Source organism: Streptomyces sp. NPDC014907 (assembly GCF_055562975.1).
Window position 1 is genome coordinate 576,433 of record NZ_JBVHEG010000004.1, and the last position, 24,523, is coordinate 600,955.

The following is a 24,523-nucleotide window of genomic DNA, read 5'->3' on the forward strand; positions in this document are numbered from 1 at the left end:
CCGTTCGGTGGCGCTCACCCCAGCACCGCGCCGGACCGCGCGTCCACGTCCCGGGGCGGAAACGCTGCCGGTGACCAGCGGGCGCGGCGGGGGGTTGTGCACGCGCACAACACCGCGCTCCAGGGGTGTGCGGGAGGGGCCGGGAGGGGGAATCCTGCCCGCATGGGACGGCGCAGACGGCGGACCGGTGACGACTGGAAGGTGCTCGCCCGGGCGTGCGCGGACCTTCTGGAGCGGGTGCCGGAGCTGGTGGACGAGCATCTGAGGGAACTTCACGCGTACGAGCCCGCCTACGGGCGGATCATGCCGTACGACCAGCACTGGCAGGAGGCGCACGAGGCGATGCGGATCGGGATCGAGATGATCTCGGCGCCCCGCGACTCGCCCCGGCGGGACCTGGAGCACGCCGACCGGCTGGGCCGGCGGCGGGCCGCGCAGGGCATGCCGCTCGAACTGGTCGTGCACGCCTACCGGCACGCCGGGCACCTGGTGTGGGACGCGCTGATCGAGGACGCGGGGGCGGACGCGGCCCGGCTGGCGGCGCTGACGCAGTCGGCGACGACGGTGTGGTCGGCGGTGGACGCGCAGGCGGACACGGCGTCGGAGGCGTACCGGGAGACGGAGCTGGAGCTGCGCAGCCGTACGGACGAGCAGTTGCAGGCGCTCCTCGACGCGCTCCTCCAGGACCGGCACTCGCCCGAGCTGGTGGCGCGGGCGGCGGCGGGCCTGGACCTGGCGGAGCAGGGACGGTACGCGGTGGTGGTGCTGCGCTACGACCGGCGGGAGGAGCGGGAGCCGTTCCACCGTCAGGTGCAGGGCGAGGGGGTGCGGTTCCTGTGGCGGATGGGCGCGGACTGCGAGCTGGGGGTGGCGGCGTTCACCGGGGACGCGGGGCTGGACGCCCTGTCGGAACTCCTCGACGGGCGGTGTCCGGGGCCGGGCGGGATCAGTCCGGTGGTGGTGGGCCTGACCGGGCTGGGCCGGGCGCGGCGGCTCGCGGAGCTGGCGCTGCGCACGTGTCCGCCGGGCAGCCGGCAGATCGTGCGGCTCGACCGCCGGATGGCGGGCGCGCTGGTGGTGGGCCGGCCGGAGATGGCGGAGCTGCTGGTCTCGGAGGTCCTGGGCGGCCTCCTGGAACTGGAACCGGCGGACCGGGCGGTGCTCCTGGAGACCCTGGACGCGTGGCTGGAGTGCGAGGGCTCGGCGGGGCGGGCGGCGGGACGTCTGTACTGCCACCGGAACACGGTCTTCAACCGGTTGCGGCGGCTCGAACAGCTCACGTCGCGGTCGCTGTCCCGGCCCCGGGACCTCACGGAGATGACCCTGGCCCTGGACGCGTTCCGCCTGACCGGGCCGGAGGGCTGAGCAGGCCCGGGGGGGCTGAACGGGCCGGAGGCCTGAACGGGTCCGGGGCGCTGAATGGGCCGGAGAGCCGAACGGGCCGGAGAGCTGAACGGGCCGGAGGCCTGAACGGGCCGGGGGGCTGAACGGGTCCGGAAGGCTGAACGGGTCCGGGGGGCCGGGGCGGTGGCCGTCCGCGCGGTGGGGACGGGGGCGTGCCGCCCGTACGGGCCCGGTGGTCCTCCCGGCCCGTGCGGGCGGCGCGCCCGGCGCGGTGCTACGACAGGAAGTCGCGCGCGATGCCCGCCGCCACGTCCTCCAGGAGCGGGCCCGCGTTCGCGATGCACTTCGCCGTGTCCGGTTCCAGGTCCGTGAGGGGGTAGGCGCGACGGATGCCGGCCCTGCCCAGGGACTCGGCGGGCAGGGCGAGGCGGCCGCAGACGGCGACGACCTCCTTGCCCGCGGCGCGGGCCGCCGCGGCGACGCCCGCCGGGGCCTTGCCGTGCAGGGTCTGCTCGTCGAGGGAGCCCTCGCCCGTGATGACGAGGGTGGCGCGCTCCAGTGCGGGGGCGAAGCCGAGGACCTCCAGCATCAGCTCGATGCCGGGACGGAAGCTCGCGCCGAGGACGAGGGCGCCGTAGCCGACGCCGCCCGCGCCGCCCGCGCCGGGAGCGGCGGCGGCCTCGGCCGCCCGGGGGCCGACGGCCTTCTCCAGGACGGTGGCGAAGTGGGCGAGGGCCGCGTCCAGGGTCCGGACGTCGTCCGGGGTGGCGCCCTTCTGCGGGCCGTAGACGGCGGGGGCGCCCTTGGGACCGGTGAGGGGGTTGTCGACGTCGCTCGCGAGGATCAGGTCGACCGTGGCGAAGCGGGGGTCGAGGCCGGTGAGGTCGGCCGAGGCCAGGTCCGCGAGGGCCGCGCCGCCGGGGCCGACGGGCTCGCCCGTCGCGTCGAGGAAGCGGGCGCCGAGCGCGGCGAGCATCCCGGCGCCGCCGTCGGTGGTGGCGCTGCCGCCGACGCCGAGGACGACGGTGGTCGCACCGGCGTCCAGGGCGGCGCGGAGCAGTTCGCCGGAACCGTACGTGGTCGCGGTGAGCGGGGCGAACACGCCGGGCGGGAGGAGCTGGAGGCCGGACGCCTCCGCCATCTCGACGACGGCGGTGGTGCCGCGCAGCGCGAACGCGGCGGTGACCGGTTCGCCGAGCGGCCCCGTCACGGTCAGTTCACGGCGCTCGAACCCGGCGGCGACGGCCGCCGCGACGGTGCCGTCGCCGCCGTCCGCGACCGGCAGCGTCTCCACCACGAGGTCCGGGACGACCCGCCGCAGACCCGCCGAGACCCGCCGCGCGACCTCCACCGCCGTGAGCGAACCCTTGAACTTGTCGGCCGCCACGAGCACGCGGGCGACCTCAGTTGCTGCTCCGTCCGTCACCTTGCATCCCTTGCTTTCGAACGTGCAGTCGCGCCGCCGCCGACCCTATCCGGACCGCCGGACGGCGTGCCACCCCCCGCCGCACGGACGTTCCGCACCATAGTGGGGTCGCATGAGCACGGAACCGAGCGAGCGCGCCCCGGCAGCCCCGGACGGGCGGCACGCGCCTGACGGCAAGGTCATCGGGATCGGGGTCACGGCCGTCGTCGCGGCCGTGGCCTGGGCGGCCCTGGGCGAGGAGTCCTTCGACAGTGCCTCCTCCACGGCCCTGGACTGGGTCCTCTCCAACTTCGCCTGGCTGTTCGTGGTCGCGGCGGACGTCTTCCTGGTGCTGTGCGTGGTGCTGGCGCTGAGCCGGTTCGGCCGGATCAGGCTGGGCCCGGACGACTCCGAGCCCGAGTTCACGAACCTGGCGTGGATCGCGATGATGTTCAGCGCCGGCATGGGCATCGGCCTGATGTTCTACGGGGTCGGGGAGCCGCTCCAGCACTTCCTGGACCCGCCGCCGGCGAGCGGGGTCCCCGCGGGGACGGGCGGGGCGGCCCTCACCGCCATGGAGTACTCGTTCTTCCACTGGACGCTCACCCCGTGGGCGATCTACGGCATCACGGGCCTCGCCCTGGCGTACGCGGGCTTCCGCAAGGGGCGCGGGAACCGGCTGAGTTCCGCCTTCGTGCCGCTGATGGGGGCGCGGCGGGCGGCCTCCTGGCCGGGCAAGGCGATCGACCTGCTCGCGGTGTTCGCGACCGTGTTCGGCACGGCGACGAGCCTGGGGCTCGGCGCCCTCCAGGTCGCCGAGGGGCTGAACCTGACCATGGGCGTGGAGAACACGAAGGGCGTCCAGCTCGTCGTCATCGTGGCGCTGTCGGCGGCCTTCGTCCTGTCGGCCTTCTCCGGCCTCCACAAGGGCGTGAAGTGGCTGTCCACGCTGAACGTCGTCCTCGCGGCCTGTCTGATGCTCTTCGTCTTCCTGCTCGGGCCGACCGTCTACGTCCTGGACACCATCCCGGCGTCCGTCGGCGGCTACCTGCACCAGCTGCTGCCGATGGCGACCCGGACCGGGGCGTTCACCGACCCCGGCTGGTTGGGGACGTGGACGATCTTCTACTGGGCGTGGTGGCTGTCCTGGGCGCCCTTCGTCGGCACGTTCATCGCCCGGATCTCGCGGGGCCGGACGGTCCGGGAGTTCCTGGTGGGCGTGCTGCTGGTGCCGTCGGGGGCGACGGTGGTGTGGTTCTGCGTGATGGGCGGCACGGCGATCCGGCTGGAGTCGACGGGCGCCGCGGACCTGGCGGCGACGGTGAAGGACGGGGCGGAGGCCTCGCTGTTCGGGATGCTGGAGGCGCTGCCGCTGGGCACGCTCACGTCGGTGGTGGCGATGCTCCTGGTGATGACGTACTTCATCACCAGCGCCGACTCGGCCTCCCTGGTGATGGGGTCGCTGACGAGCCGCGGTTCGCTCCATCCGCCGACCTGGCTGGTGGTGGTCTGGGGCGTCCTGATGGCAGCCGTGGCGGCGGCGCTGCTCGTGGTGGGCGGCCTGGACTCGCTCCAGACGGCGACGATCCTGGTGGCGCTGCCGTTCGTGGTGGCGATGCTGGCGCTCTGCTGGGCGCTCGTGAAGGAGCTGCGGGAGGACCCGGGGGCGGGCCCGGCGCGGCACCAGGCCCTGCACGGGCTGCGGGACGCGGTGCGTTCCATGGTCGGCGAGGCGATGACCGAGCAGGGCGGCGACCGTCATCCCCGGCTGCGGCGCGCGGCGAGGGCGCGCCGCGACGCGGAGCCCCCGGACCGGGAGGGCTGAGGCCCCGGCGGTCTCGGCCCGGGGGGCTCGGGTCGCCTCAGCTCCCCAGGGGGGCTCGGGTTGTCTCAGCCCTGCGGGGGCTCGGGCGGGACGATCTCTCCGGTGCGCCGCGGTTCGTCCCGGCCGGCGACCAGGGCCTCGGTGCGGTGGCCGCGGGCGATGTAGTCGCGGACGATCGCCTCGACGGCGTCCTGGGGGTTGTTGATCCCCGCCAGGACCATGACTTCCACGACGAGTTCGGCGTCGAGCCCGATGTTCACCTTGGCCATGCCGGGAACCTAACACCCCGGCCGGGAAAGGGGGCGGGGTTCAGAAGAGGGCGTCGGGTTCCGGCGTACCCGACTCGAAGGCCAGGAGCCGCCGTTTGCGGTCGAGGCCGCCGCCGTAGCCGGTGAGCCCGCCGCCGGTCCCGACCACCCGGTGGCAGGGGACGATGATGCCGACGGGGTTCCGGCCGTTGGCGAGGCCCACGGCGCGGGAGGCGCCGGGGCTGCCCAGTTCCTCGGCGAGTTCGCCGTACGTCCGGGTCTCCCCGTACGGGATGAGGCGCAGCCGCTCCCAGACGCGCAGCTGGAACGGGGTGCCGACGAGGTGCAGCGGCAGGTCGAACTCGGTGAGTCCGCCGGCGAAGTAGGCGTCGAGCTGGCGGATCGCCTCCCCGAAGGGGCGCGGGTCGGGTGCGCCGAAGGTCTCCTCGGGCGGGCGGTGGCGCTGGCCGGTCATGTGGAGGCGGCTGAGGACCCCGTCGACGGCGACGAGGGTCAGCGGGTCGTACGGGCTGTCCACGGCGGTGTGCTGGACGGTGGGCACGGGGGCGGTCTCCTCAGGAGGGCGGGTGGTTGACCGGGTGGGCGTCGGTCGCCCAGAGGTACTGGACGGCGTAGGCGCGCCAGGGGCGCCAGTGCGCGGCGCGGGCGGTCAGCGCGGCCGGGGTGACGGGCAGGCCGAGGCGCTCGGCGGCGCGGCGGACGCCGAGGTCGCCGGGGAGGAAGGCGTCGGGGTCGCCGAGGGCCCGCATGGCGATGATCTCCGTGGTCCAGGGGCCGAAGCCGGGCAGGGCGAGCAGCCGGGCGCGGGCCTCCTCGCGGTCGTCGGCGGGGCCGAGGGCGAGCGTGCCGCCCGCGAGGGCCCGGACCAGGGTGAGGAGGGTGGTGCGGCGGCTGCGGGGCAGGGCCAGGGTCTCGGGGTCGAGGGCCGCGAGCGCGCCGGGTTCCGGGAAGAGGTGGGTGAGGCCGCCCTCGGGGTCGTCGACGGGGACGCCGTGCGCGGCGACGAGCCGGGCGGCGTGGGTGCGGGCTGCGGCGGTGGAGACCTGCTGGCCGAGGACGGCCCGTACGGCGAACTCGGCGGGGTCGACGGAGCCGGGCACCCGGCGGCCGGGCGCGGCGTCCACGAGCGGGGCGAGCGACGGGTCGGCGCGCAGCCGTTCGTCCACGGCGACGGGGTCGGCGTCGAGGTCGAGGAGGCGCCGGCAGCGGCTGATGGCGTGGGTGAGGTCGCGGGGGTCGGTGAGGGAGAGCCGGCAGGCGACGTGGCCGGCGCGGGGGGCGAGGGCGACGACGCCGTGCCCGTACGGGAGGCGCAGGGTCCGCCGGTAGGCGCCGTCCCGCCACTCCTCGACGCCGGGGACGGCGGTCGCCGCGAGGTGGCCGAAGACGTTGGAGGGTTCGAAGGGCGCGCGGAACGGCAGCCGGAGGCAGATCACGCCGGGGGTGGGCGCCCGGAGCGCGGCCGGGCGGGCGGCCCGGGCGCGCAGTTCGCCGGGGGTGAGGGCGAAGACCTCGCGGACGGTGTCGTTGAAGGTGCGGATGGAGGAGAACCCGGCGGCGAAGGCGATCTCGCCCAGGCGCATCGGGGTCGTCTCGATGAGCACCCGCGCGGTCTGGGCGCGCTGGGCGCGGGCCAGGGCGAGGGGGCCGGCGCCCAGTTCGGCGAGGAGCTGGCGTTCGATCTGGCGGGTGGACCAGCCGAGCCGCCGGGCGAGGCCGGGGACGCCCTCCCGGTCGACGACGCCGTCCTGGATGAGCCGCATCGCGCGGGCGACGGCGTCGGCCCGGACGTTCCACTGGGGCGAGCCGGGGCTGGTGTCGGGCCGGCACCGCTTGCAGGCCCGGAAGCCGGCGCGCTGGCAGGAGGCGGCGCTGGGGTGGAACTCCATGTTCTCGGGCTTGGGCGGGACGACCGGGCAGCTCGGCCGGCAGTAGATCCGGGTGGTGCGGACGGCCGTGAAGAACACGCCGTCGAAGCGGGCGTCCTTCGAGCGGACGGCCCGTACGCAGCGCTCGGTGTCGGTGTGCATGTCTCCATGGTCGGGGGCGGACGGCGTCCGGGCTGGCGGAAAAACGACATGGCCGTCCGGCCCCCGGGGGGCTTCCTACTCGAACCGCGCGGTGTCCCCCGCTCCCCGGCGGACGATCTCGGGCTCGCCGCCGGAGAAGTCGACGACGGTGGTGGGTTCGGTGCCGCAGTCGCCGGAGTCGAGGACGGCGTCGACCTGGTGGTCGAGCCGTTCCTTGATCTCCCAGCCCTGGGTCAGCGGTTCGGCCTCGTCGGGCAGGAGCAGGGTGCTGGAGAGCATCGGCTCTCCGAGTTCGGCGAGGAGCGCCTGGGTGGCGACGTGGTCGGGGATGCGGACGCCGACCGTCTTCTTCTTGGGGTGGAGGAGCTGGCGCGGCACCTCCTTGGTGCCGGGCAGGATGAAGGTGTACGGGCCGGGGGTGGCCGCCTTGACGGCGCGGAAGACGTCGTTGTCGATGTGCACGAGCTGGCCCAGCTGGGCGAAGTCCCGGCACATGAGGGTGAAGTGGTGCCGGTCGTCCAGGTCGCGGATCGTCCGGATGCGGCTGATGCCGTCACGGCTGCCCATGCGGGTGCCGAGCGCGTAGCAGGAGTCGGTCGGGTACGCGACGAGCGCCCCGTTCCGGATGCTGTCGGCCACCGCCGAGATGGTGCGCGGCTGCGGGTTGTCGGGGTGCACGTCGAAGTACTTGGCCATGGGGACCAGTCTAATTTTCGCGGGCGGGGGCGCGCAGTCGCCGCCAGACCGCCTTCGCCGCGTTGTGGCCGGACATGCCGTGCACGCCGGGGCCGGGCGGGGTGGCGGAGGAGCAGAGGAAGACCGCGGGGTGCGGTGTGTCGTAGGGGCGCGGCGACAGGGTGGGGCGCAGCAGGAGCTGGAGGCCGCGGGCGGCGCCGCAGGCGATGTCGCCGCCGACGTAGTTGGCGTTGCGGGCGGCGAGTTCGGGCGGGCCGGCGGTGGCGCGGGCCAGGACGCGGTCGCGGAAACCGGGGGCGAAGCGTTCGATCTGGCGCTCGATCGCCTCGGTGAGGTCGCCGCGCCAGCCGTGGGGCACGTGGCCGTACGCCCAGAAGACGTGCTTGCCCGCGGGCGCGCGGGAGGGGTCGACGAGGCTGGGCTGCGCGGTGATGAGGAAGGGCACGTCGGGGGCGGTGCCTGAGGACGCCTGGTTCAGGGCGGTGCCGATCTCCCCGGCGGTGGGGCCGATCTGGACGGTGCCGGCGCGGCGGGGTTCCTCGGCGGTCCACGGCACGGGACCGTCCAGGGCGTAGTCGATCTTGAAGGCGGCGGCGCCGTACGTGTAGTGGTCGTAGTGGCCGCCGAAGCCGGCGATCCGGGCGAGGGCCGTGGGCGAGGTGTCGAAGACGTAGGCGCGGGCCGGCGGCAGGTCGTCGAGGCGCTTGACCTCGTAGTCGGTGTGGACGGCGCCGCCGAGGTCCTTGAGGTACGCGGTGAGGGCGTCGGAGAGGGACTGCGAGCCGCCCCGGGGCAGCGGCCAGCCGCCGGCGTGGGCGGCGAGCGCGAAGACGAGGCCGACGGCGCCGGTGGCGAAGCCGTCGAGGGGGGCGATGACGTGGCCGACGAGCCCGGCGAAGAGCGCGCGGGCCTTCTCGTCCCGGAAGCGGCGCATCAGCCAGGTGGAGGGCGGCAGTCCGGCGAGGCCGAAGCGGGCGAGGGTGACCGGGTCGCGGGGCAGCGCGGTGAGCGGGAGCTGCATGAAGTCCGCCGCCAGCGTGTCCCACTTCCCGAGGAAGGGGGCGACGAGCCGGCGGTAGGCCCCGGCGTCGCGCGGGCCGAAGGAGGCGGCGGTCTCGGCGACGGAGCGGGCGAGGACGGCGGCGGTGCCGTCGTCCCACGGATGGGCCATGGGCAGTTCCGGGTGGAGCCACTCCAGTCCGTACCGGTCGAGGGGCATCGTCCCGAAGACGGGCGAACCGGCGCCGAGGGGGTGCACGGCGGAACAGGGGTCGTGCCGGAAGCCGGGAAGGGTCAGCTCCTCGGTCCTGGCGCCGCCGCCCACGGTGGACCTGGCCTCGAAGACGGCCACGGAGAAGCCGCGGCGGGCCAGTTCGACGGCGGCGGTCAGTCCGTTGGGGCCCGCCCCCACGACGACGGCGTCGAGCATCGGTGTCCTGTTCGTCACCCGCGGGCTCCTTCGTCAGCCGGTGGCCGGGTTCTCAGGATAGGGGGCCCGGCTCGGCGGCCCCACCGCCTCCGAGGAGGGTCCGTATCCGCTCGGCGGTCGCCGCGTCGCGGGCCGCCGTGAACGGCAGCGCGTTGCCCCCTGCGAGGCGGAACGGCTCCCCGGCGACCGTGGTGTCCGCGCCGCCCGCCTCGGCGACCAGGAGGAGTCCGGCCGCGTGGTCCCACGCGTACTCCCAGGAGAAGGCGACCCCGGAGAGCTCCCCGCGCGCCACGGCCAGGTATTCGAGCCCGGCGGAGCCGCAGGGGCGGGGGCGGACGCCGTCGGTGTCCAGGCCGCGCAGGGCGTGCCGCTGCTCGGGGGTGGTGTAGTCGGGGTGCGAGGAGGCGATCTCCAGGACCTCGCCGGGCGCGGGCGAGCCGGCGCGCAGCGGCTGCCCGTTCAGGGTGGCGCCGCGGCCGCGGACCGCGACGGCCATCTGCTCCAGGGCGGGCGCGTACGTCCAGGAGGCGAGGACCTCGCCGTGCCGGGCGAGGGCGACGAGGGTGCAGAAGGCGGGGTCGCCGTGGACGAACTGGCGGGTGCCGTCGACGGGGTCGACGATCCAGACGGGCGCGTCGCCGCCGAGCGCGTCGTAGACCGCCGGGTCGGCGTGGACGGCCTCCTCGCCGACGACCGCGGAACCGGGGAGGAGCGCGGTGAGGGAGGCGGTGAGGTGGGCCTCGGCGGCCCGGTCGGCGACGGTGACCAGGTCGTGCGGGCCGTTCTTCTCGACGACCTCGTGGACGGCGAGCCGTTGGAAGCGGGGCATGATCTCGGCGGCGGCGGCCTCGCGGACCGCCTCCTCCACCTCGGTCGTACCGCCGGCGAGGACGTGCTCAAGGAAGTCTTCGATCACGCGTCCATCCCATCACGCCGCTCCGGCGGACGGTACGGCGCGTCCCGGCGGACGGGTGCGGCGCGCCTCGGCGGACAGTGCGGCGCGTCCCGGCGGGCGCCGCGGCGCATCCGTCGTCGGCCGTTCCCCCGGAGAGTACTCTTTGGCCGAGTTCATCCCTTTACCCGCAGGAGGAGTCCGTGCACGGCGAGTACAAGGTCCCGGGCGGAAAGCTGGTGGTCGTCGACCTCGACTCCGAGGGCGGTGTCCTGCGGAACGTCCGGGTCGCCGGCGACTTCTTCCTGGAGCCGGACGAGGCGATCCTGGCGATCGACCGGGCCCTGGAGGGCGCGCCGGCCGACGCGGACGCCGCCGGGCTCGCGGCGCGGATCGACGCGGCGCTGCCGCCGGGCACGCACATGTTCGGGCTGACGTCGGAGGGCGTAGGGATCGCGGTCCGCCGCGCCCTCGCCCACGCCACGGACTGGACCGACTACGACTGGCGGCTGATCCACGAGCCCCCGCAGTCCCCCGCCCTGCACATGGCCCTGGACGAGGTCCTGACGGCGGAGGTCGCGGCCGGCCGCCGGCCGCCGACCCTGCGGGTCTGGGAGTGGGCCTCGCCCGCGGTGATCATCGGCAGCTTCCAGTCCCTGCGCAACGAGGTCGACCCGGAGGCCGCCGGGCGGCACGGCGTCCGGGTGGTGCGGCGGATCAGCGGCGGCGGGGCGATGTTCGTCGAGCCGGGCAACACGATCACGTACTCGCTCTCCGTCCCGGACGCCCTCGTGCAGGGCCTGTCCTTCGCCGACAGCTACGCCTACCTCGACGACTGGGTCCTCGGCGCGCTCGGCGACATGGGGATCAAGGCCTGGTACCAGCCGCTCAACGACATCGCCACCGAGGCCGGGAAGATCGCGGGCGCCGCCCAGAAGCGGGTGGTCGGACCGGACGGCGGACCGGGGGCCGTCCTGCACCACGTGACCATGTCGTACGACATCGACGCCGCCAAGATGCTGGAGGTCCTGCGCATCGGCCGGGAGAAGATGTCCGACAAGGGCACGAGGAGCGCGAAGAAGCGGGTGGACCCGCTCCGGCGCCAGACGGGCCTCCCCCGGGAGCAGGTGATCGAGAAGATGATCGCCTCCTTCCGCGACCGCTACGGACTGACCGCCGGGGAGGTCACGGAGGAGGAACGGGTCCGGGCGGAGGAGCTGGTGCGGACGAAGTTCGCCACCGAGGAGTGGACCGCGCGCGTGCCGTAGCCGCCCGCTCCGGTCCCCCGCCCGCGCTCCGTCGGCTTCCCGCCCGCGCACCACCCCCGCTCCGGTCCCCCGCCCGCGCACCACCCCCGCTCCGTCAGTTCCGCGCCCGCGCGCCCCCGGTTCCCCCGCTCCCTCCCGCCGAACACCAGTCCGGGCCCGGGCCGGGGTGACCGGGTTCCGCCCGGTTCGTTGATGCCGACGCGGGCCGGAGAGCACGCGGAGGAAACGTCTCTGCACGCGGGTGGCCCCGGCAGTGCGGCGTCGACGGTTCGGAGGGCTCATGGGAGGGACGCGGAAGCTCGTGGCCTCGGTCGCGGGAGCGGTGATGGGCGTGAGCCCGCTCGCGTCCGCGCCGGCGCACGCGGTCGTCGGGGGCCGGGAGGCCCGGCCGCACCAGTACCCGTTCATGGCGGGGCTCGTGGACCTGGCCGAACGGCGGGTGATGTGCGGCGGGGCGCTGATCGGCGACCGGTACGTGCTGACGGCCGCGCACTGCCTGACGGGCGCGTACGGCAGCACCGCGCGGGTGGGCGTGCTCCTCGGGGACCACGACCTGACGAGCGGGACCGACAGCCCGCACGCGGTCCTCGCAACCCCGGCCCGGTTCCTGCCGCACCCGGAGTACGACCCGGAGACCCAGCGGAACGACATCGCGCTCGTCCGGCTGGCCGAGCCGGTCGCGTCCGGCGCGGACGTGCGCCCGGTCGCCCTCCCCTCCCGCCGGGCCCGCGACGCCTCCGGCCGCGTCCGGGTCGAGGCGCCGGGGTGGGGCGCCACCTCGTTCGGCGGACGCGCCTCCGACGTCCTGCGGACCGTGACCCTCGACACCGTGGACAACGCGGCCTGCGAGGCCAGGGGATCGTTCCGGGTGACGCCCGCCCAGCTCTGCACGTACTCCCCCGGGCGGGACACCTGCCAGTACGACTCCGGCGGCCCCCTGGTCCGCACGGTGGCGCGGAAGCCGTACCTGGTCGGCCTGGTCTCCTACGGGCGGGGGTGCGCCACCGACTCCCCCGCCGTGAACACCCGCGTCGGGTCGTACCTCGACTGGATCGCACGGGTGACCGGGGAGCGGCCGTCCCGCACCTCGTGAAGGCGGTGCGCCGGAGCGAGGGGCGCGGCGCTCAGCGCCGGCGCCCGGACCGCCTGGTGGACGCCAGGCCCTGGCGCACGGCTCGCGTCAGGGGGTGCTCCTCCCCGAGGGTGCGACGGCACCCGGAGAGGGCCTGCCCGTACAGACTCCGGGCCTGGCGCCGCAGTCCGGCCGCCCGGCACGCGCCGGCCAGACTCAGCTGCGTGGAGAGGGTGTCGGGGTGATCCGCTCCCAGGACCCTCCGCTGTCGCCGGAACGTGGCTTCGAGCAGCGGGAGGGCCCGGCCGAAGTCTCCGGAGGCGGCGTGGGCGACCGCCAGGTTGTGGCGGGCGACGAGGGTGTGCGGATGGTCCTCCCCGAGGGCGTGGGCGCACGCGGTGGCGTTCTCCTCGTGGAGCAGCGCGGCCCGGTGGATCTCACCCGCGTCCAGGTAGGCCCCGGCGAGATTGTTGCGGACGGTGAGCGTGTCGGGATGGTGGGGTCCGTGCACCCGCTCCTGCCCGTGGAGCGCCTGCTCGAAAAGCGGCGCGGCCCGGTCCGGCCGGCCCGCGAGCCGATAGGTGTGCGCGAGCATGCCGAGGACGGCGAGGGTGTCCTCGTGCCGCGCGCCGAGGACTCGTGTCCGCGCGCGGAACGTCCGCTCGTAGAGCGGGAGGGCCCGGTCGAAGTCGCCCGACTCGCGGTGGGCGTCCGCGAGATGCCTGCGGCTGGTGAGGGTGCCGGGATGGTCCTCCCCCAGTGAGCGCTCCCGCGCCCGGAGGACCTCTTCGAAGAGCGGAACGGCGCGCTCGGCGCGTCCCGCCTTGAGGTGGGCCACCGCCAGGTTGTGGCGGGTGGTGAGCGAGCCGGGGTCGTCCCCGCCGAGCCGGCGCCGGTCGTCGCGGACGGCCTGCTCCAGGAGGGGAACGGCGCGGTCCACGTCGCCGACGGCCAGGAACCCGTAGCCGATGTCGGCGCCGCGGGTGTCGGGACGCCCCTCCTCCGGAAGGACCGCCGCCGCACCGGGATCGGTGGGGTCCGTACGGTGCGCCGACGGTGCGCCGGGACCGGCCGGCGGGTCCGGCCTCGGGGCGGCGAGGCGCGCTGCCCGGTCCGGGTCGCCGGCCGCGCGGCACGCGAGAGCGAGGGCGACGCGGGCGGCGCGAGTCGTACCGTGGTTCTCGCCGAGCACGCGCTCCATGACCGGCAGTACCTCGTCGAACAGCGCGACGGCCCGGTCGAGCTCACCGGCCTTCCGGCAGGCACCCGCCAGATTGCCCCGCATGACGAGGGTGTCGGGGTGCTCATCGCCCAGGACGCGTTCCATGTCGCCGAGGACCTCCTCGACGAGACGGACGGTCTCTCGCGGATCCGTCGACGCCGCGCGCGCGGCCATCAGGTTGCTCCGCGTCACCAGGGTGAGGTGGTGGTCCTCCCCGAGCGCGCGGACGGAGGCGTCGAGGTTCTCCCCGTACAGGTGAACGGCCTCGTCGTGGTGCCCCGCCGTCAGCCGTGTGTGGGCGAGGGTGTTGCGCATGGCGAGAGCGGTGATGCCCTCGCCGTCCTCGGACGCGCCGGGAAGCGGGCCGATGAGCGGGCCGTACGCGGGATTCCCTCCGAGCAGGGCGAGCGCCTTGTCCGGATCGCCGGCGGCCCTGTAGGCGTCGGCGAGGTTGTTGCGGCTGGCGAGGGTGAGTGGATGCGTTGCCCCCAGTACGCGTTCCTCGTCGCGCAGGGCCCGCTCGTACAGGGGGATGGCCCGCTTCACGTGCCCCGACGTCTCGTGGGCGTGCGCCAGGTTGTGACGGCAGGTGAGCGTGTGGATGTCGTCGTGGCCGAGTTCCCGCTCGTGGTGGTCGAGGGCCCGGCGGAGGTGCGCGACGGCTCGGACGGCGAGTCCCTGGCTGGTGAGGAACACACCGGCGTGGACGAGGAGCCGTGCCGTGATGCCGGTGTCGGCGCTCACCGGCGTGTGGTCGGCCAGGGCGTCCATGTGCGGGAGCAGGACGCGCCCGGTGGGCCAGGTGGCGGCGTCCTGCCAGTCGGTCGGCCGGACGGCGGCCTCCAGTGCGGCGGTCGCACGCTCCCGGGCCTCGGTGATGAGACCGGGCGCGCGGTGCGGGTCGTCGTCGGCGGAGGTCCGGGCCACGGACTGGACCAGCCGGTGGACGGAGAGGGCTCGGGCACCGGGGTCCACGGTGATCATGCTGTATCTGTTCAGGGCGCCGATCGCGTCGTCGACCTCGGCCGGTTCGCCCCCGCCGTCCAGGAGCCCGGCGGGAATGCCGTCAGGCGCGTACCAGGCCAGGGTGCGCAGCACGTCGGCCGCCAGCGGCTGCTGTTCGGCGAGGAGGTCCAGCGTCACGCGCCAGACGCGGGCGACGGTGTGTTCGGGGTCGATGGCGCCCTCGCCGCCCCGCAGGTACAGCGGGCCGGGGTTCCGCCGGAGCCGTTCCAGGTACCTGCCCGGGGTCAGCAGGGGGTTCTCGGCGAGGGCGAAGGCCGCTTGTCTGACGGCCAGGGGAAGATGCCCCAGTTGCGCACAGACTTCGGCCGCTCCGGACAGGTCCCGGTCGCCGCCGACGTTCGCGATGCGCGTGAACAGGGCCAGTGATTCGGCCGGCTGCAGGGTGTCGAGCCGGATGACCTCGGCGGCGTCGTGCCACACCGTGGCGAGTCTGCTGGTGATGAGGAAGCGACCGCTGGGCACGCGGGCCAGGAGCGGGGCGATGTCCGCGAGGTGGTTGACGTTGTCCAGGATGAGCAGCCAGCCGCTGTGCGTGGCCAGCCACTGCATCCCGTTCTCGGCCAGGGCTTCCACCGTCAGCGCTTTGGAGGTCGCGGGCTGCAGGGCGGTGGCCAGGGCGGCCAGGCCCCGCTCCACGCCCGCCGCGCTGTCGGCGGATATCCACCGGATGGGCGCGAGGCGGTGCTTCCGGGCCCGGGTGGCCGCCCAGTGCACGGCCAGCGTGCTCTTGCCGACCCCGCCGAGGCCGTGCACGGCCTGGATCCACACGCCACCGGTCTTCCTCATGGCGGCGTCGAGGCGGTCGAGTTCGGTGGCGCGCCCCACGAAGTGGGCCGTGCGGTACGGCAGGTTGTCCAGTCCCGGCCGGGCTCTCACCTCGCCCACGGGCCGCACCGCCTCCGGCGGGAGCACCACGCTGGAATGGTCGTTGTAGATGCCCGAGACGGCGATGCCGCCGTGCGTCGCGTTCGCGTTTCCGGTGCCCGACACCTGCTGCGCGGGCGGGACGCCGCCCACCGTGCCCCCGGCCGGGGTGCGTTTGCCGGGGTCTCGCCTTCTGCCCCATCGCCACTTGGCCATGCGTCGCCCCGGCCGTCTACTCGGCCACGATGCCGCTGACCGCGCTGGACCCCGCGCCGGTGGCCTCCGCGGCCCCGGTGTTCACGGCTCGCGCGGCCCGGCCGCCGCCCGACCGCTTCACCCCGGTCACGGCGCTGCCGCCGTCCCGGGCCAGGGCGTTCCCGGTCGCCAGCGCCGTGTCGTCCCCCGCACCGGCGACGAAGGCCAGCAGGGCGCGCAGGTCCTGGACCGCCCGCTCCCGGTCTCCCGCGCCGAGGGACTCCAGCAGGACCTCGAACCGCTCCTGCCACATGCCTTCCTGGCGCGACAGCTCCCGGTCCGGGTCCGTGACGGCACCCGGCTCCAGGGCCCGTGCCGTCCGGTCCAGCCGCTCCAGCTCGGTCCGCCCCCGCTCCGCGTCACCGCGGCCGAACAACGCGGCGACCCGCTGCCGCACCGCGTACCAGGCGTCGGTCCCCGCGGCCTGGACCACCGCCCCGCCACCCGCCGCCGCCAACGCGGTCAACGTCTCGGCCAGCAAAGTCCCCACCCACCCTCACGTCGCCTCAAGGCCTCTCTCCGCAACGTACAGCTCCGCTGCCGCGCATGGACACCGAATGGGACCGGTCGAAGGGTTCCGCTTGACGGGACGGCGGGAGGTCAGGAGTTGATCACGGGGATGATCCCGGAGCCGTACGCGTCGATGGTGGCCTCCTGGGCGTCGTGCATCGCGTAGACGGCGAACTGGTCGACGCCGAGGTCCTTCAGGTGTCGCAGCTTCTCGACGTGCGCCTCGGCGGGGCCGATCAGACAGAAGCGGTCGACGATCTCGTCGGGCACGAAGGCGGTGTCGGGGTTGCCGGCCCGGCCGTGGTGCGCGTAGTCGTAGCCGTGCCGGTCCTTGATGTACGCGGTGAGTTCCTCCGGGACCATGCCGGAGTGCTCGCCGTACCGGGCGACCAGGTCCGCGACGTGGTTGCCGACCATGCCGCCGAACCAGCGGCACTGGTCGCGGGCGTGGGCCAGTGCCTCCGGGGAGTCGTCGGCCGTGACGTAGGCGGGGGCGGCGACGCAGACGGTGAGGGCGTCGGGGTCGCGCCCGGCGTCCCGGGCGGCCTCGCGGACGGCCCCGGCCATCCACTCGGTGAGGAAGGGATCGGCCAGCTGGAGGATGAAGCCGTCGGCCTTCCGCCCGGCGAGGGCGAGGGCCTTGGGGCCGTACGCCGCCATCCACACCGGCAGCTTGCCGTTCTTGATCCAGGGGATGCGGATCGGGTTGCCGTCGACCTCGGCCTCGCGGCCCTCCGCCAGGTCGCGGATGACGTCGATGGCCTCGCCGAGGCGGGCCAGGGTGTTGGGCTTGCGGCCCGCGACGCGCATCGCGGAGTCGCCGCGCCCGATGCCGCACACGGTCCGGTTGCCGAACATGTCGTTGAGGGTGGCGAAGGTGGAGGCCGTCACCTCCCACGCCCGCGTCCCCGGGTTGGTCACCATCGGGCCCACATGGAGCTTGGTGGTGTGTTCGAGGATCTGGCTGTGGATGACGAAGGGTTCCTGCCAGAGCACGGCGGAGTCGAAGGTCCACCCGTGGCGGAAGCCGTTGCGCTCCGCCCGGCGCATCAGGCCGACGACCCGCGAGGCGGGCGGGTCGGTCTGCAGGACGAGTCCGAAGTCCACGGGGTGGCCTCCTAGTTCAGGTACTGACAGGTGGAACGGGGGACGAAGGCCCCGTGTCCGGCGCGGCCGACGTACGTGCGCCGGTCGAGGACGGGTTCGCCGCGCGAGAGGACCGTCTCGACCCGGCCGGTGACCGTTCTCCCCTCGTACGCCGAGTAGTCGACGTTCATGTGGTGGGTCCCGGCCGACAGCACCTGGGTGGCGTGCGGGTCGTAGACGACGATGTCGGCGTCCGCGCCGGGGGCGATCGTGCCCTTCTGCGGGTAGAGGCCGAACATCCTCGCCGGGGTGGCGCAGGCGATCTCGATCCACCGGCGGCGGGAGATGTGCCCGTCGACGACGGCCTGGTGGAGGAGGTCCATGCGGTTCTCCACCCCCGGCAGGCCGTTGGGGATCTTCGAGAAGTCCCCCCGCCCCAGCTCCTTCTGGCCCGTGAAGCAGAACGGGCAGTGGTCGGTGGAGACCACCTGGAGGTCGTTCGTCCGCAGCCCCCGCCACAGCGCCGCCTGGTGCTCCTTCGGCCGCAGCGGCGTCGAGCACACGTACTTGGCGCCCTCGAAGCCCGGCTCCGCGAGGTTGTCGGTGGACAGGAAGAGGTACTGGGGACAGGTCTCGCCGAAGACGGGGAGCCCCTTGTCGCGGGCGGCGGCGATCTCCGCGACGGCCTCCCGGGCGGAGACGTGGACGACGTACAGCGGTGCTCCGGCGACCCGGGAGAGCTGGATCGCCCGGTGGGTGGCCTCCGCCTCCAGGAGGGCCTTGCGGACCTCCCCGTGGTACCGGGGGTCGGTCTCGCCCCGGGTGAGGGCCTGCTCCACGAGGACGTCGATGGCGATGCCGTTCTCGGCGTGCGCCATGATCAGCCCGCCGTTGCCGGCGGAGCGCTGCATGGCGCGCAGGATCTGCCCGTCGTCGCTGTAGAAGACGCCCGGGTACGCCATGAAGAGCTTGAACGAGGTGATCCCTTCCTGGACGAGCAGGTCCATCTCCTTGAGCGTGTGCTCGTTGACGTCGGAGAGGATCATGTGGAAGGCGTAGTCGATCGCGCAGACGCCGTCGGCCTTGGCGTACCAGGCGTCGAGCCCCTCGCGCAGGGAGCGGCCCGCGGTCTGCACGGCGAAGTCCACGATGGTGGTGGTGCCGCCCCAGGCGGCGGCGCGGGTGCCCGTCTCGAAGGTGTCGGAGGCCGAGGTGCCGCCGAAGGGCAGCTCCATGTGGGTGTGGACGTCGACGCCGCCCGGGATGACGTAGCGGCCGGTGGCGTCGACGGTCCGGCCGGCGGACCAGCCGGCCGCCGCGTCCGAGCCGTGGGCCGCGAGGGCGGCCACGCGGCCGTCCTCGATCAGCACGTCGGCGTGGACCTCGTCGGCGGCGGTGACGACGAGGCCGCCCCTGATGAGGGTACGAGTGCTCACGGGACTCTCCCTGCTCGATGCGTCGGGACTGCGGGGACCACCGGGGCCGCCGGTCCGCCGGGCCGCCGGAACCGGCGGTCTTCCGGCTTCACGGGGACCGGAGCGCCTGTTCGAGGAGGGCGGCGCCCTCCTCGGCCTCGGAGACGGTGAGGGAGAGGGGCGGGGCGACGCGCAGGACGCTGGTGTCGTGGCCGCCGCCCTTGCCGATGAGCAGGCCGTTCTCGCGGGCCGCCTCCAGGACCGCGGCGGCCGCGTCCGGGTTCGCGCGGCCGGTGTCCGGTTCGGCGAGTTCGATGCCGATCATGAGGCCCCGGCCGCGCACCTCCCGTACGGCGGGGACGCCGGCGCAGACGGCCCGGAGGCGTTCGAGCAGGAGGCCCCCGACGCGGCGGGCGTTGCCCTGGAGGTCGTGTTCCAGGAGGTACGAGAGGTTGGCGAGTCCGGCGGCCATGGTGACGGGCGAACCGCCGAAGGTGGAGATGGACTGGGCGTCGAGGCAGTTCATGACCTCGGCGCGGGCGACGACCCCGCCGACCGACATGCCGTTGCCGATGCCCTTGGCGAAGGTGAGGATGTCGGGCGGTCCCGCCTGGCCGTGGGCCTGCCAGCCCCAGAAGTGGTCGCCGGTGCGGCCCCAGCCGGTCTGCACCTCGTCCGAGATCCACAGGATGCCGTGCCGGTCGAGGACGCGGCGGAAGGCGGCGTACAGGCCGTCGGGCGGGGAGGTGAAACCGCCGACGCCCTGGATCGGCTCCGCGACGAGGGCGGCGACGTTCCGGGTGTGGCCGAGGAGGTCTTCGAGGTCGGCGACGCAGGCCTCGGTGAACCGCTCGTCGTCGTACCCGGCGTAGGGGCCCCGGGTGCGGACGGCGCCGTGCACGTAGAGCGTCTGGAGCGGGGAGAGGCCGGTGGGCGACCAGGCCCGGTTGCCGGTGATGCCGACGGTGGAGAAGGAACGGCCGTGGTAGCTGTTGCGCATCGCCAGGATCTGGTTCGAGCGGCGGTACGCGGTGGCCAGGAGGAGGGCGGTGTCGTTGGCCTCGGTGCCGGAGGTGGTGAAGAAGACGCGGGCGTCGGGGATGCCTGAGAGGGCGGCGACGCGTTCGGCGAGTTCCACCATCGGGCGGTTGAGGTAGAGGGTGGAGGAGTGGAGGAGCCGTCCGGCCTGGTCGGCGACCGCCTTGGTGACCTCGGGCAGGGCGTGGGCGGTCATGGTGGTGAGGATGCCGCCGAAGAAGTCGAGGTACCTGCGCCCCTCGGCGTCCCAGACGTGGCGGCCCTCGCCGTGGGTGATCTCGATGGGGTCGCGGTAGTAGAGGGCGACCCAGTCGGGGATGACGGCCCGGTGCCGCTCGTGGAGGCCGCTCACGGCTCCACCAGCCCGTCGTACGCGTCGGGGCGGCGGTCCCGGTAGAAGGCCCACTGCCGCCGGACCTGCGCGATGAGGCCGAAGTCCAGGTCGCGGACGACGAGTTCCTCGGCCTTGTCGGAGGCGACGTCGCCGACGAAGCGGCCGCGCGGGTCGACGAAGTAGCTCGTGCCGTAGAAGTCGTTGTCGCCGTACTCCTCGACGCCGACGCGGTTGATGGCGGCGACGAAGTACTCGTTGGCGACGGCGGCGGCGGGCTGTTCCAGCTGCCAGAGGTGGGAGGAGAGGCCGCGGTGGGTGGCGGAGGGGTTGTAGACCAGCTGGGCCCCGTTGAGGCCGAGCTGGCGCCAGCCCTCCGGGAAGTGCCGGTCGTAGCAGATGTAGACGCCGACCTTGCCGACGGCGGTGTCGAAGACCGGCCAGCCGGCGTTGCCCGGGCGGAAGTAGTACTTCTCCCAGAAGCCCTCGACCTGGGGGATGTGGTGCTTGCGGTACTTGCCGAGGTAGCTGCCGTCGGCGTCGATCACGGCGGCGGTGTTGTAGTAGAAGCCCTCGCCCTCGACCTCGAAGACGGGGACCACGATCACCATCCCGGTCTCCCGGGCGAGGTCCCGCATCCGGCGGACGGTCGGGCCGTCGGGGACGGGCTCGGCCCAGCGGTAGTGCTCGGGCTCCTGGACCTGGCAGAAGTAGGGGGCGTTGAACACTTCCTGGAAACCGATCACCCGGGCGCCCTGCCGGGCGGCCTCGCGGGCGTGCTCCTCGTGCTTGGCGATCATGGACTCGGTGTCCCCGGTCCAGGTCGCCTGGACGAGCGCGGCGCGTACGACGTCGTTCATGAGCTGCTCCTTCGGCACGGCGTCAGAGAGCCTCTACGCACGTAGACGCGATGCGTAGGAGGAGAACGTAAGCCCCGTCACACCCCGGAGCAAGACCACCGCCGCGAAGCGGCCGAGTCGATCATGTTTCATACCCGAGTGGTCCACATCGGACACGTACGGACCCGCGCGTCCCCATGCGTACGGGCCCGCGCGGCCTTGCGCGAGCGGGACGCGCTGCCATGTGCGAGCGGGACGCACGGCCGTGCGCGAGCGGGGTGCGCCGACCCCTGCGGACGCCGGGCCGGCGCGCGCCGGCCCGGGCTCACGGGAAGCGCACGACGATCCCGGTGTGCGGGCGCCTGCCGAGCCGGAGGACCGTGGCCGGCACGTCGACGCACCAGAACTGCCAGGTGTACTTGCGCAGGAGCAGCCGCCGGACCCGGCGCAGCTCCTCCCCCGTCACGAGGCGGGCCTCGCCGGTCACGCGTTCGGCACCCTCGGGGACGTTGCCGCGCACGTCGCAGACGGCGGCCACGACCCGCGGGTCGTTCCGCAGCCGCTTGACCTTCCAGGAGTCGGTGCGGGTCCAGGCGTACAGCTCGGAGCCCTCCACCGCGTACCAGACGGGCGTCGCGACCCCCGTGCCGTCCTTCCGGAAGGTGGTCAGGCTGACGTAGCGACCGCGCCGCAGTTCCTCGGGAATCATGCCCGGGAGCCTACGGGGCGCGCCGGGCCGTCCCGGGCGCCGGCCCGGCTCAGAGCGGGACCGGCGCCGGGGAGCAGTGCGTCGCCAGTTCGTCCATGGAGAGGCCGAGGACGCCGGCGAGGGCCGCGACGGTGAAGAAGGCCGGGGTCGGGGCCCGGCCGGTCTCGATCTTGCGGAGGGTCTCGGCGGAGAGTCCGGCGGCCGCGGCGATCTCGACCATGGACCGCTCGCCGCGCGCCTCGCGCAGCAGCAGGCCCAGGCGCTCGCCGCGCTCGCGCTCTTCGGGGGTCAGGGGGGTGCGCACCATGGGACCATTCTAATACCGGTATAGTAATTGGTCATGGTGGAGATCAAGACGAACGAATCCCTGGCGGCCATGCGCGAGACCGGGCGGGTGGTGGCCCGCGCCCTCGCGGCCGTGCGGGAGAAGGCGGCACCCGGTGTCCGGCTGACGGACCTCGACCGGGCCGCGCGCGAGGTCCTGGCGGAGGCGGGGGCCGGCTCGCCCTTCCTCGGCTACCGGCCGGAGTGGGCACCGGTGCCGTTCCCGGCGGTCGTGTGCCTCTCGGTGAACGACGCGATCGTGCACGGCGTCCCGGACGACACCCGGCTCGCGCCGGGGGACCTGGTGTCCGCGGACTGCGGGGCGCTGCTGGGCGGCTGGGCGGGGGACTCCGCCGTCAGCTTCACGGTCGGCCCGGCCCGGCCGGAGGACGCCCGGCTGATCGCCGCGGCGGAGGAGGCCCTGGAGGCCGGCATCGCGGCGGCCGTCGTCGGCAACCGGATCGGGGACGTCGCCCACGCGATCGGCCGGGTCTGCAGGGCCGCCGGATACGGCATCCCGGACGGGTTCGGCGGCCACGGCATCGGCCGTGCCATGCACGAGGACCCGGGCGTCCCCAACGAGGGACGCCCGGGCCGGGGCATGAAGCTGCGTCACGGGATGGTGCTCGCGATCGAACCGATGCTCATCGGCGGCGGCACGGACGAGCACTACACGGCGCGGGACGGCTGGACGATCCGCACCTGCGACGGCTCGCGCGCCGCCCACGCCGAGCACACGGTGGCGATCACGGACGACGGCCCGCGCGTCCTCACCGCGCCGTAGGGACCGGGGGGAGCGTCCCCGGCCCCTCCGCCGGCCGGACCACCATCGCGGAGCCGCCGCCCCGCCGCACCGTCTCGGCCGCGGCCAGCCAGCGGCCGTCCGGCAGGCGCTGGACGCCGGTGGCCGCGCCGATCTCGGGGTTCTGCCGGAAGCGGTGTCCGATCGCCTCCAGTTCGGCCCGGACGGGGCTGTCCCACAGACCGGGTTCGAGTTCGGTGGTGGCCTGGTTGCGCTGGCTGGCGCGCGGCGCGGCGATCGCGTCGACCAGCGGCAGGCCCCGGTCGAGGACCCCGGTGAGGGTCTGGAGGACGGTGGTGATGATGGTCGCGCCGCCCGGGGAGCCGAGGGCGAGGACGGGCCGGTCGTGCCGGTCGAGGACGATCGTCGGGGAGATCGAGGAGCGCGGGCGCTTGCCGGGGCCGGGCAGGTTCGGGTCGTGCACGGCCGGGTTCGCCGGGGCGAAGGAGAAGTCGGTCAGCTCGTTGTTGAGCAGGAAGCCCCGGCCGGGCACGGTGATCCCGCTGCCGCCGGTGGACTCGATGGTGAGCGTGTAGGCGACGACGTTGCCCCACTTGTCGGCCACCGTCAGATGGGTGGTGTTCTCGCCCTCGTACGGGGTGGGGGCGGCGGTGCCGCCGGGGGCGCAGGGCACCGGGTCGCGCGGGTCACCGGGGGCGAGCGGGCTGGTCAGGACGGCGTCGTCGCGGACGAGGCAGGCGCGGGAGTCCGCGAACCGCTGGGAGAGCAGGCCGCGCGTCGGCACGGACTCGAAGGCCGGGTCGCCGACCCAGCGACCCCGGTCGGCGAAGGCGATGCGGCTGGCCTCGACGAAGCGGTGCAGGTAGCGGGTCTGCGAGGCGCGGGAGAGGTCGGTGTTCTCCAGGATGTTGAGCGCCTCGCCGACGCTCGTGCCCCCGGAGGAGGAGGGGGCCATGCCGTAGACGTCGAGGCCCCGGTACGAGACCTTCGTCGGCGCGCGGAACTCGGTGCGGTACGAGGCCAGGTCCCGCTCCGTCAGGTCCCCGGATCGGACGTTCCGGGTGGCGCCGGGGCGGACGGGGGGTTTGCGGACGGTGGTGACGACGTCCCGGGCGAGCGGTCCTTCGTAAAGCGCGCCGACGCCCTCGCGGCCGAGCTTCTCGTACGTGCGGGCCAGGTCCGGGTTCCTGAAGCGCGAGCCGACCTCGGGCAGCCGCCCGCCCGGCAGGAAGAGTGCGGAGGAGGCCGGGAAGTCGCGGAAGCGGGCCTCGTTGGCGGCCGTCTGGGAGCGGAAGGTCTCGTCCACGGTGAAGCCCTCGCGGGCCAGGCGCTCGGCGGGCGCGAGCAGGGTGGAGAGCCGTTTGCTGCCCCAGGCGTCGAGGGCGGACTCCCAGGTCGCGGGGGTGCCGGGGGTGCCGACGCCGCGTCCGCTGGTCATCGCCTCGTCGAAGGGGATGGGGGCGCCGTTCTCCACGAAGAGGTTCGCGCCGGCGGAGCGGGGCGCGGTCTCGCGGCCGTCGATCGTGTGGACGGTGCGGCTCCGGGCGTCGTAGTAGACGAAGTAGCCGCCGCCCCCGATCCCGGCCGAGTAGGGCTCGGTGACGCCCAGGGCCGCCGCGACGGCGACGGCGGCGTCCACCGCGTTGCCGCCCTTGCGGAGCACCTCGACGCCGGCGGCCGAGGCGTCGGCGTCGACGCTGGCGACGGCGCCGCCGTGGCCGACCGCGACGGGCTCCTTGACGGGGGGCGCCGCCTCCGTCGGCGGTGCGGCGGCGCCCACCGAGAGCACCGTCGCCGCGACGGCGAGAAGCGAGACCTTGCCTGCGGCGGAACGACGCATCCGTACCTCCAGTCAACTGCGGTCCGCGCAGCGTAACTTCCCCGGTGCCCTTCCGTCAGGAACGCCTCGAA

Annotated in this window: 21 protein-coding genes; 5 read left to right on the forward strand and 16 right to left on the reverse strand. The window is 74.4% G+C overall.

Features of this window, described 5'->3' with window-relative positions; translation table 11 throughout:
- The first annotated feature begins 162 nt into the window (after positions 1–162).
- Positions 163–1,365 carry a PucR family transcriptional regulator gene (locus ACZ3IL_RS14825; protein WP_467390249.1) on the forward strand — a complete coding sequence of 401 codons (1,203 nt, stop codon included), beginning with the start codon at positions 163–165 and terminating at the stop codon, positions 1,363–1,365.
- Positions 1,366–1,618: 253 nt separating this feature from the next.
- Here ACZ3IL_RS14825 and ACZ3IL_RS14830 read toward each other — a convergent pair whose 3' ends face one another.
- The gene (locus ACZ3IL_RS14830; protein WP_467390251.1) at positions 1,619–2,770 is read right to left on the reverse strand and encodes a glycerate kinase; all 1,152 of its coding nucleotides are present in this window, start codon (positions 2,768–2,770) and stop codon (positions 1,619–1,621) included.
- Between the two features lie 112 nt (positions 2,771–2,882).
- Between ACZ3IL_RS14830 and ACZ3IL_RS14835 the strand changes: the two genes are divergently transcribed.
- On the forward strand, positions 2,883–4,574 hold the full coding sequence (locus ACZ3IL_RS14835) for a BCCT family transporter (protein ID WP_467390253.1): 1,692 nt from the start codon (positions 2,883–2,885) through the stop codon (positions 4,572–4,574).
- A gap of 65 nt (positions 4,575–4,639) precedes the next feature.
- Here ACZ3IL_RS14835 and ACZ3IL_RS14840 read toward each other — a convergent pair whose 3' ends face one another.
- From ACZ3IL_RS14840 to ACZ3IL_RS14865, 6 genes are all read right to left on the reverse strand, one after another.
- The gene (locus ACZ3IL_RS14840) at positions 4,640–4,843 is read right to left on the reverse strand and encodes a type II toxin-antitoxin system VapB family antitoxin (protein WP_467390255.1); all 204 of its coding nucleotides are present in this window, start codon (positions 4,841–4,843) and stop codon (positions 4,640–4,642) included.
- Between the two features lie 40 nt (positions 4,844–4,883).
- On the reverse strand, positions 4,884–5,384 hold the full coding sequence (locus ACZ3IL_RS14845; protein ID WP_467390257.1) for a methylated-DNA--[protein]-cysteine S-methyltransferase: 501 nt from the start codon (positions 5,382–5,384) through the stop codon (positions 4,884–4,886).
- A gap of 13 nt (positions 5,385–5,397) precedes the next feature.
- Positions 5,398–6,873: an AlkA N-terminal domain-containing protein gene (locus tag ACZ3IL_RS14850; RefSeq protein ID WP_467390259.1), complete on the reverse strand. Its 1,476-nt coding sequence runs from the start codon at positions 6,871–6,873 to the stop codon at positions 5,398–5,400.
- A gap of 75 nt (positions 6,874–6,948) precedes the next feature.
- Positions 6,949–7,569: an L-threonylcarbamoyladenylate synthase gene (locus ACZ3IL_RS14855; RefSeq protein ID WP_467390261.1), complete on the reverse strand. Its 621-nt coding sequence runs from the start codon at positions 7,567–7,569 to the stop codon at positions 6,949–6,951.
- 10 nt (positions 7,570–7,579) lie between these two features.
- Positions 7,580–8,998 (reverse strand): phytoene desaturase family protein, encoded by a 1,419-nt coding sequence (locus tag ACZ3IL_RS14860; RefSeq protein ID WP_467390491.1) that lies wholly within the window; start codon positions 8,996–8,998, stop codon positions 7,580–7,582.
- Between the two features lie 52 nt (positions 8,999–9,050).
- Positions 9,051–9,914: an inositol monophosphatase family protein gene (locus ACZ3IL_RS14865; RefSeq protein WP_467390263.1), complete on the reverse strand. Its 864-nt coding sequence runs from the start codon at positions 9,912–9,914 to the stop codon at positions 9,051–9,053.
- Between the two features lie 179 nt (positions 9,915–10,093).
- Here ACZ3IL_RS14865 and ACZ3IL_RS14870 point away from each other — a divergent pair, with 179 nt between their 5' ends.
- Together ACZ3IL_RS14870 and ACZ3IL_RS14875 are read left to right on the forward strand one after the other, a co-directional pair.
- Positions 10,094–11,158 carry a lipoate--protein ligase family protein gene (locus tag ACZ3IL_RS14870; protein WP_467390265.1) on the forward strand — a complete coding sequence of 355 codons (1,065 nt, stop codon included), beginning with the start codon at positions 10,094–10,096 and terminating at the stop codon, positions 11,156–11,158.
- Between the two features lie 280 nt (positions 11,159–11,438).
- Positions 11,439–12,251 carry a serine protease gene (locus tag ACZ3IL_RS14875; RefSeq protein WP_467390267.1) on the forward strand — a complete coding sequence of 271 codons (813 nt, stop codon included), beginning with the start codon at positions 11,439–11,441 and terminating at the stop codon, positions 12,249–12,251.
- 31 nt (positions 12,252–12,282) lie between these two features.
- On the opposite strand, the gene ACZ3IL_RS14880 is transcribed toward ACZ3IL_RS14875, so the two are convergent.
- From ACZ3IL_RS14880 to ACZ3IL_RS14915, 8 genes are all read right to left on the reverse strand, one after another.
- The gene (locus ACZ3IL_RS14880) at positions 12,283–15,558 is read right to left on the reverse strand and encodes a tetratricopeptide repeat protein (RefSeq protein WP_467390269.1); all 3,276 of its coding nucleotides are present in this window, start codon (positions 15,556–15,558) and stop codon (positions 12,283–12,285) included.
- A gap of 16 nt (positions 15,559–15,574) precedes the next feature.
- Entirely contained in the window at positions 15,575–16,087 is a 513-nt protein-coding gene (locus ACZ3IL_RS14885; protein WP_467390271.1) for a hypothetical protein, read from the reverse strand.
- Between the two features lie 110 nt (positions 16,088–16,197).
- Positions 16,198–17,214, reverse strand: a complete 1,017-nt coding sequence (locus tag ACZ3IL_RS14890; RefSeq protein ID WP_467390273.1) for a TIGR03842 family LLM class F420-dependent oxidoreductase — start codon at positions 17,212–17,214, stop codon at positions 16,198–16,200.
- Between the two features lie 11 nt (positions 17,215–17,225).
- Positions 17,226–18,629 (reverse strand): dihydropyrimidinase, encoded by a 1,404-nt coding sequence (gene hydA, locus ACZ3IL_RS14895; protein WP_467390275.1) that lies wholly within the window; start codon positions 18,627–18,629, stop codon positions 17,226–17,228.
- A gap of 88 nt (positions 18,630–18,717) precedes the next feature.
- Complete coding sequence (locus ACZ3IL_RS14900) at positions 18,718–19,998, reverse strand: aspartate aminotransferase family protein (RefSeq protein WP_467390277.1); 1,281 nt, start codon at positions 19,996–19,998, stop codon at positions 18,718–18,720.
- On the reverse strand, positions 19,995–20,837 hold the full coding sequence (locus ACZ3IL_RS14905) for a nitrilase-related carbon-nitrogen hydrolase (protein WP_467390279.1): 843 nt from the start codon (positions 20,835–20,837) through the stop codon (positions 19,995–19,997). Before ACZ3IL_RS14905 ends, ACZ3IL_RS14900 begins: the two co-directional genes overlap by 4 nt.
- Before the next feature lie 304 nt (positions 20,838–21,141).
- Positions 21,142–21,525 carry a PPOX class F420-dependent oxidoreductase gene (locus ACZ3IL_RS14910; protein WP_467390281.1) on the reverse strand — a complete coding sequence of 128 codons (384 nt, stop codon included), beginning with the start codon at positions 21,523–21,525 and terminating at the stop codon, positions 21,142–21,144.
- Between the two features lie 49 nt (positions 21,526–21,574).
- Positions 21,575–21,832, reverse strand: a complete 258-nt coding sequence (locus ACZ3IL_RS14915; RefSeq protein WP_467390283.1) for a helix-turn-helix domain-containing protein — start codon at positions 21,830–21,832, stop codon at positions 21,575–21,577.
- Positions 21,833–21,865: 33 nt separating this feature from the next.
- Between ACZ3IL_RS14915 and map the strand changes: the two genes are divergently transcribed.
- A complete protein-coding gene (map, locus tag ACZ3IL_RS14920; protein ID WP_467390285.1) occupies positions 21,866–22,633 on the forward strand; it encodes a type I methionyl aminopeptidase in 768 nt (255 codons plus the stop codon).
- Here the strand turns inward: map and ggt are convergent.
- Positions 22,620–24,452 (reverse strand): gamma-glutamyltransferase, encoded by a 1,833-nt coding sequence (gene ggt, locus ACZ3IL_RS14925; RefSeq protein ID WP_467390287.1) that lies wholly within the window; start codon positions 24,450–24,452, stop codon positions 22,620–22,622. The genes map and ggt overlap by 14 nt on opposite strands.
- Positions 24,453–24,523 lie beyond the last annotated feature (71 nt).